The sequence below is a fragment of the Pseudodesulfovibrio sp. genome (assembly GCF_028692895.1).
Classification (GTDB): domain Bacteria; phylum Desulfobacterota; class Desulfovibrionia; order Desulfovibrionales; family Desulfovibrionaceae; genus Pseudodesulfovibrio.
Window position 1 is genome coordinate 1 of record NZ_JAQUWN010000111.1, and the last position, 7,207, is coordinate 7,207.

Below are 7,207 nucleotides of genomic sequence, written 5' to 3' on the forward strand. Positions count from 1 at the left end.
GTCCCGCGAACGCACGGTCCGGGGCGAGGTGGAGGCCGCGCTCAGCCGATTGCTGGGCGGCCACGCCAGAGTCCACGGCTCGGGCCGAACCGACGCGGGCGTCCACGCCCTGGGCCAGGTGGCCCACTTCGACTGCCCGGACGGGCGCGCGGACCTGCCCTGGCGGCGCGCCCTCAACGCCATCCTCCCGCGCGACGTTCGCGTGCTCGACGCCGAGGCCGTCCCGAGCGACTTCCACGCCCGCTACTCGGCCCTGGCCAAGACCTACGAATACACGCTCTGGCATGAGCCGGGCTACTGCCTGCCACAGCGGCGGCGCTTCGTCTGGGACTGCGGCCCCGTGGACTTCGCGGCCATGGAGGCCGCCGCCGCCCTGCTCACGGGCAAGCACGACTTCGCCGCCTTCCAGAATGTGGGCACGCCGGTCAAGTCCACGGTGCGCATCATGACCGGTCTCTCGCGCCACGCCCCGGCCGACCCGCGCGAGTCGGTCTGGCGGTTCACGGCCGACGGCTTCCTCAAGCAGATGGTACGCAACGTCATGGGCTGCCTGGTGGCCTGCGGGCGGGGCCTCCTGCCTCCCGGCGGGGTCCGGGCCATCCTGGAATCCGGCGACCGGGGCGCGGCTCCGGCCACGGCCCCGGCCAGGGGCCTGGCCCTGGTCTCCCTCGATTACGGGACCGACGGCGAACAGGTTACAATATAATGGCGCCGCAAAGAAAAGGTGGACAACATAAGAAAGATGGTTCATATGAGAATAATTCCCAGTTTAACCTCCACCTAATCACCTTGACAGAAAGACAAGGACCAACCCGATGAAATTCCGCGACATTTCGATCAAAATCAGGCTGTTTTTCTCCTTTGGGCTGCTGTTCCTGCTCTTTGCCGGATTCGCCTATTTCCAACATGTCGAGTTGAACAATCTGGCCCGGCTCTCCGAGCAGTGTTCGCAATTGGCCGGGGACATGGAACGGCTGATGCGCATCGACTCCAGGGTGGAGTCCCTCAACTCGCTGGCGGCCCGCGCCCTGCTCGACCAGAGTTCGACCGCCATCCGCAAGGGGATCACCGAGCTGGCCGCCCTGTCGGGCGATGACATCGACTTCGTCAAAAAGACGGGAAGCGAGGTGGGGCTCGACGCCAGGGCCGCCGAAGGCGCGACCGCCTACGCCGCCTTCGCCAAGGCGCTGACCGGCCGGCTGCTCCCCCTCCTGGAGCAGGGAACCGCCGACCCCGACCGAATCACCGCGGTGAGCGCCGAGGTCGCCTCCGAGTTCGGGAAAACCATGCCCGTCCTGGACGAGTTGCAGGACGCCCTGCACGCCAAAATCACGGATGGGACCAAAACCTCCGCCGCCTATCGCATGGAGCTGGAACGGACCAGCATACTGCTGGCCATAGGCATGATGGGGCTGACCCTGCTGCTGGCCACCCTGCTGGGACTGAGCATCGCCCGGCCGATCTGCAATGCCGTCGCCTTTGCCCGCAAGATCGCCGAGGGCGACTTCTCGGCCCGTCTCGACGTGAACCGGCGCGACGAGGTCGGCCGGCTGTGCGCCGCGATGGATGAGATTCCCAAGGTCCTGACCGACATGGGCGACCGGCTGACCGGCATGGTCGAAAAGGTCGAGATGGGCGAACTGCGCACCCGCGCCTCGGCCGAGGGGCTGCAGGGCGAATACCGCGTGCTGCTCGAACGGGGCAACCGCGTGGCCGAAGCCCTCACCGGCTATATCGACGCCATCCCCACCCCCGTCATGGCCATGAACAACGACATGGACATCCTTTTCCTGAACAAGGCGGGCCGCGAAGTGGGCGGCCACGCGGACGATCGGTCCTACCTCGGCACCAAGTGCTACGACACCTTCCGGACCTCGGACTGCAACACCCCGAACTGCGCCTGCACGCGGGCCATGCGGAGCCGAGCGCTGGAGCAGGCCGAAACCGACGCCCACCCCCAGGCCATGGACCTGGAGATCAAGTACATCGGCTCGCCCATCATCGATTCGCACGGCAAGGTCGCGGGCGCTTTCGAAATCGTCATCGACCAGACCGAGGTGGTGGGCATGCAGCGCAAGGTCGGCAAGCTGGCCGAGCACGCCTCGTCCATCTCCGAGACCCTGGCCTCGGCCGCCATGAGCCTGAGCAGCCAGGTGGGGCAGGCCTCCCGAGGCGCGCACACCCAGAGCGAGCGCACCGCCGAGACGGCCACGGCCATGGAGGAGATGAACGCCACGGTCCTGGAGGTGGCCCGCAACGCCACCAGCGCCGCCGAGAACACCGATCAGGCCACCATCAAGGCCCGCGAGGGGGCCGAGGTGGTGGGCCGGGTGGTGGACGCCATCCGCAAGGTCCAGGACCACGCCGCCGCGCTCAAGAACGACATGACCGCCCTGGGCAAGCGCGCCGAGGGCATCGGCACCATCATCGAGGTCATCACCGACATCGCGGACCAGACCAACCTCCTGGCCCTGAACGCCGCCATCGAGGCCGCCCGCGCGGGCGAGGCCGGGCGGGGGTTCGCCGTGGTGGCCGACGAAGTGCGCAAGCTGGCCGAAAAGACCATGACCGCCACCACCGAGGTCAATCAGGCCATCCGCGGCATCCAGACCTCCAGCATGGAAAACGTGGCCGCCACCGAAAAGGCGGCCAAGGCGGTGGAGGAAAGCACCGGCCTGGCGGACCAGGCCCGCGCCGTCCTCGAAGAGATCGTGGCCTTCTCCGGCGACTCGGCCGGGCAGGTCCAGTCCATCGCCGCCGCCTCGGAACAGCAGTCGGCCACGGCGGACCAGATCACCCGGTCCACCGAGGAGATCGACACCATCTCCCAGGAAACCAGCCGGTCCATGCAGCAGGCCGCCTCTTCCGTGAGCGAGCTTCAGGCCATGGCCGGAGAGCTGGACGACCTGATCCGGCAGATGATCGAGAAGTAGCTCCTCCTCCGAACATATCCCGAAAAGGCCGTCCGGCATGGACGGCCTTTTCTTTAGGCGGCCCGGCGCAAGCCCGGCATCGGCGGCGCGCTCGGCAAGCACGGCCTCTGCACGTACCTCCAGCCGCACCTTGCCGACATGCGGCGGAGGCGCGGCCGCAAGGATACGTCCTTGCCAACAAGATTGGCTTGGGTTAATTGCGGGTACATAAAGTTTCAATAAAGGAGAACATATGGGTATCTGCATGCCTGTAGTCGATACGATTCTGGGGCTTTGGAAGGAAGGCCACTTCCCCGAGCACGGCAAGGTCCTCGAACTGGGGTCCCAGCAACTGCTGCACACCCTCAATGATTTCGAGCGGGCCGTGACCTCCTACGGGGTGGAGGGCTACAGGCGGGAAGACTTCGAGCCGTGGGAATGGGAAACACGCGGCAAATGCGTCTATGCGGACAAGTTCTACAAGCTGCTCGGCCTGGACGAGTACATGTGCTTCGACATCAACGGCGAGAACAACGCCATCGCGCACGACCTGAACTTCCCGTTCGAGGACAGGTCGCACTGGAACAAGTACGATCTCGTGACCGATTTCGGCTGCGCCGAGCACATCTTCAACGTCTCCGAGCCGTTCAGGACGATGCACAACGTCTGCCGTCCCGGCGGGGTCATCCTGAACCACCAGGCGATGCTGAACAACACGAACGGCTATTACATCTTCGACCCGGCCTTTTACGAGGACATCGCCGCCGCCAACGGCTACGAAATACTTTTCTCGGGCATAACCGTGCACGGGAAATGCGCCATGAAGGACACCGGCCGATTCTCCTGGATTCTGCCCATGTCCCACGAGCTCATCGAGACCCTGGAGTGGACGAAAATCGAATCCACGGCCCTGCTCTACGCCTTCAAGAAGAAGAACGACGCGGAATTCGTGATTCCCTACCAGGAAAAGCTCATGTGCCACAAATATCAGAACCTGGGCTACAAGATCGCCTGCCTGACGAACTACAAGCGCCCCACCCGCACGTACGTTCCCGTCATCGAGCGGAACGACGACATTTCCAGCCGTGAGTTCAAGCGGGTCTGCCGGGCCTACTTCAAGAAAAAGCTGCCCTTCCTCTTCAAGCGATAGCCCACGGCAAGGGCCACGGAACAAACGAAAAGGGCCGTCCGCGAAAGCGGGCGGCCCTTCGGCTTGCCTCGCACCGGGCTCCTCCGTGAATTGGATATATTGCATGCCCCGGCAGTCTCTACGAGAAGTCCGTCACTCCATCCGGATTAATGACATATTCAAATGTGACTTCATCAATGGCATCAGAACGAGTTCTATCTTTGATATCCACGATTCGCACTACTGCAAAATTGTTGTGAATATTTTTTACAACAACAAGCCCTCCCTCTTGCGGCATTCGACTGCGCGACGTCATATCATAAACTGTTGCATCATCAATTTGAGAAATTGTTCTGGCATCAGAGGCAAGCGCTATACCTGAAATTGATGGAGGATCATTATACACATGGATTGAATCACCGCTAGCCTTGCCGAATTGCAATTCAAAAAGCAGACTATCGTTTCCTATTGTATATCTTCCATCATTATTTGAATAATCGAATGATTCTCTCCCCTTGAGCCTACGACTCAAATAAGCGGAGCCTTTTGGGGTAAACCAAAATGAACTGGTTAGCACAATGACAAAGCTCATTGTGCTAACCAGCGGCTCAAATCCTGGACGTAACGTAAGCCATACCAGACTCGCGCAGAGTGCCAGCACAATAACTGTAAATAAAACTTTGCGCTGTGTTCGCTTCAGCGCTTGTCCCCCCGATGAACTGCCTAAGCTGGCAGCCACTGCACCCAGAGCTTGCGGCTGCGCGGCCCGTCGAACTCGCAGAAGTAGATCTTCTGCCAAGTTCCGAGGCGGATGACGCCCTTTTCCACGATGACCAGTTGGGAGCAGCCGAACAGGCTGGACTTGATGTGCGCGTCCGAGTTGCCCTCGGCGTGGAGGTAATCGCCCCGGTGCGGGACGAGCTTGCGCAGGTTGACCACGATGTCGCGCACCACGTCCGGGTCCGCGCCCTCGTTGATGGTCACGGCCCCGGTGGTGTGGGGGCAGTAGATGAGCAGCGCGCCGTCCACCCAGCCGCTGGCCCGGACCAGGTTGGCCAGGGCGTTGGTGATGTCGAGCAGCTCCTCGCGTTCGCGGGTCTTGACGTTCAGCGTCTCCATGGCGCTACTCCTCCGGGTTGCGGTAGCCGTGGGCGAAGCCCGCGTCGTAGAGCAGGGATTTGGTGTCCGCACCGTCCCACTCGCCCTGGCCTGGCAGGACCAGGAACACGGTCTGGCGGGCGAACCCGTGCTCGCGCGCGGCCTCGGCCAGGCGGGAGAGGTCGGTGCGCACCACCCGCTCCTCGGGCCAGCCCACGCGGTGGGCCATGACCACGCGCGTGGCCGGGCCGTAGCCCCCGGCCAGGAGCCTGTCGCGCACGCCCTCGGGGTCGCCCGCCGAGAGGTAGACGCACAGGGCCGCGCCGTGGGCCGCCAGTTTTTCCAGGGACTCGGCCTCGGGCACCGGCGTCTTCCCGGCCAGGCGGGTAAAGATCAGGGTCTGGGTCACCTCGGGCACGGTGTAGGAAATCCTCGCCGCCGCCGCCGCCGCGAAGCCGGCGGTCACGCCCGGCACCACGTCGTAGGCGATGCCGTCCCGGTCGAGCAGGGCCATCTGCTCGCGGATGGCGCCAAAGAGCGAGGGGTCGCCGGTGTGGACGCGGGCCACGTCGCCGCCCGCCCGCACGGTCTCGGCCATGAGGGCGTGGGTCTCCTCCAGGTTCAGGGGCGCGGAGTCCACCACCTTGGCGTCCGCGCGGGCGCAGGCCACCACCTCGCGCGGGACCAGGGAACCGGCGAAGAGGACCAGGGCGGCCTCGCCGATGAGCCGCCGCCCCTTGAGGGTCAGCAGCTCCGGGTCGCCGGGGCCCGCGCCGATGAAGTGGACCAGGGCCATTATAGCACCTTGCCGAGGAAGCCGGGGTTCTCGCGCAGCCCCTGCATGGCGATGAGGGCGCAGGCCTCGGCGTCGGACCCGGCGTGGTGGTGGCGCAGGTCGATGCCCAGGTGGTCGCAGACGCAGTTGAGCTTGTTGGAGGGCAGCCCCCAGGTCTTGCGCGAAAGCTGGACCGTGCAGAGGAACGGCTGCGCGGGCGGGGTCCGTCCCGCGTCGCGGCAGCAGGTCTGGAGCACGGCCTTGTCGAAGGAGGCGTTGTGGGCGCACAGGAAGTCCGCGCCCTCGAAGTGCGGGGCCAGCTCGGGCCAGAGGTCGCCGAAGGTCGGCTCCCGCCTGACGTCCTCCCAGTGAATGCCGTGCACCTGGACGCAGAAGGGGTTGAACTGGGGGCGCGGGGGCCGGATCAGGCGGTAGTCCCGGGCGACGATGTCGCCCCGGTCCACCACCACCAGCCCCACGGCGCAGGCCGAGTCCCGCTTGGGGTCGGCGGTTTCGAAGTCGATGGCCACGAATCGGATGTCGTCGAGGGTGGGCGCCATGGATGCGTCTTAGGGTTTTTCGGCCCAGAGGATGAAGACCGGGTTCTGGGCCTTGAAGCGGAAATCCCCGGCCAGGGAGTCCGTGGCCGAGGCCTGGAGCTGGGTCACGCCGAAGTGCCAGCCCAGGTGCTTGAAGTGGTCCTTGGCCGCGTGCAGGGTGTCGAGCAGGATGCAGTGGACCACCATGTGGCCGCGCGGCTTGAGGCGCTCGCAGGCCACGCGGAGCAGCTCGGTGTCCTCGTTGGACTCGCCGCCCAGCCCGCCGCCCACGAAGATGCGGTCCGGCTCCGGCAGCCCCTCCAGGCAGCCGGGCATGGTCCCGAGCACGGTGTCCACCAGCCAGGCCCCGGTGCGCCGGATGTTCTCGCGGATCATGGCCGCGCGCGTCTTGTGCCGCTCCACGGCGAAGACCCGGCCGCGCCGCGCCAGGTGCGACGCCTCTATGGCCACGGCCCCGCAGCCCGCGCCCAGGTCCCAGACCGTGGAGTGCGGCTCCACGTTGAGGTGGGCCAGCCCGGCCGCGCGCACCGGCAGCTTGGTGATGAGGTTCTTCTGGTGCATGTAGTAATGGTCCGGGATGCCGAGGGTGAGCTGGATCTCGGGCGGGTACTGCCGCTCCAGGATAATCAGGTTGAGCGGGGAGAAGGCCATGCCCCAGGTGTCGGGCAGGGAGAGGGGACGGACGGACTCCTCGGGCGTGCCCAGGTTCTCCAGCACGGTCATGGAAAAGCAG

Annotated in this window: 8 protein-coding genes; 3 read left to right on the forward strand and 5 right to left on the reverse strand. The window is 65.0% G+C overall.

Annotation, left to right across the window (positions count from 1 at the left end):
• From truA to PHP91_RS16680, 3 genes are all read left to right on the forward strand, one after another.
• Positions 1–706: tRNA pseudouridine(38-40) synthase TruA (truA, locus tag PHP91_RS16670; RefSeq protein ID WP_300143410.1), on the forward strand; the 706-nt coding region annotated here is incomplete at its 5' end.
• A gap of 109 nt (positions 707–815) precedes the next feature.
• The gene (locus PHP91_RS16675; RefSeq protein WP_300143413.1) at positions 816–2,933 is read left to right on the forward strand and encodes a methyl-accepting chemotaxis protein; all 2,118 of its coding nucleotides are present in this window, start codon (positions 816–818) and stop codon (positions 2,931–2,933) included.
• Positions 2,934–3,165: 232 nt separating this feature from the next.
• Positions 3,166–4,062: a hypothetical protein gene (locus PHP91_RS16680; RefSeq protein WP_300143416.1), complete on the forward strand. Its 897-nt coding sequence runs from the start codon at positions 3,166–3,168 to the stop codon at positions 4,060–4,062.
• Positions 4,063–4,180: 118 nt separating this feature from the next.
• Here the strand turns inward: PHP91_RS16680 and PHP91_RS16685 are convergent, their stop codons facing one another.
• The 5 genes from PHP91_RS16685 to cbiT form a co-directional block, all read right to left on the reverse strand.
• The gene (locus tag PHP91_RS16685; protein WP_300143420.1) at positions 4,181–4,780 is read right to left on the reverse strand and encodes a hypothetical protein; all 600 of its coding nucleotides are present in this window, start codon (positions 4,778–4,780) and stop codon (positions 4,181–4,183) included.
• On the reverse strand, positions 4,765–5,160 hold the full coding sequence (locus PHP91_RS16690; RefSeq protein ID WP_300143423.1) for a secondary thiamine-phosphate synthase enzyme YjbQ: 396 nt from the start codon (positions 5,158–5,160) through the stop codon (positions 4,765–4,767). Before PHP91_RS16690 ends, PHP91_RS16685 begins: the two co-directional genes overlap by 16 nt.
• A gap of 4 nt (positions 5,161–5,164) precedes the next feature.
• Positions 5,165–5,935 (reverse strand): precorrin-4 C(11)-methyltransferase, encoded by a 771-nt coding sequence (cobM, locus tag PHP91_RS16695; RefSeq protein ID WP_300143426.1) that lies wholly within the window; start codon positions 5,933–5,935, stop codon positions 5,165–5,167.
• Positions 5,935–6,474: a 3'-5' exonuclease gene (locus PHP91_RS16700; RefSeq protein WP_300143429.1), complete on the reverse strand. Its 540-nt coding sequence runs from the start codon at positions 6,472–6,474 to the stop codon at positions 5,935–5,937. Before PHP91_RS16700 ends, cobM begins: the two co-directional genes overlap by 1 nt.
• Before the next feature lie 9 nt (positions 6,475–6,483).
• Positions 6,484–7,207 (reverse strand): precorrin-6Y C5,15-methyltransferase (decarboxylating) subunit CbiT (cbiT, locus tag PHP91_RS16705; RefSeq protein WP_300143432.1); only part of this gene is annotated, 724 nt, incomplete at its 5' end.

Coding starts and splice junctions, on each gene's coding strand:
- PHP91_RS16675 (WP_300143413.1), top strand. CDS start 816: ATGAAATTCCGCGACATTTCGATCAAAATCAGGCTGTTTTTCTCCTTT.
- PHP91_RS16680 (WP_300143416.1), top strand. CDS start 3,166: ATGGGTATCTGCATGCCTGTAGTCGATACGATTCTGGGGCTTTGGAAG.
- PHP91_RS16690 (WP_300143423.1), bottom strand. CDS start 5,160: ATGGAGACGCTGAACGTCAAGACCCGCGAACGCGAGGAGCTGCTCGAC.
- cobM (WP_300143426.1), bottom strand. CDS start 5,935: ATGGCCCTGGTCCACTTCATCGGCGCGGGCCCCGGCGACCCGGAGCTG.
- PHP91_RS16700 (WP_300143429.1), bottom strand. CDS start 6,474: ATGGCGCCCACCCTCGACGACATCCGATTCGTGGCCATCGACTTCGAA.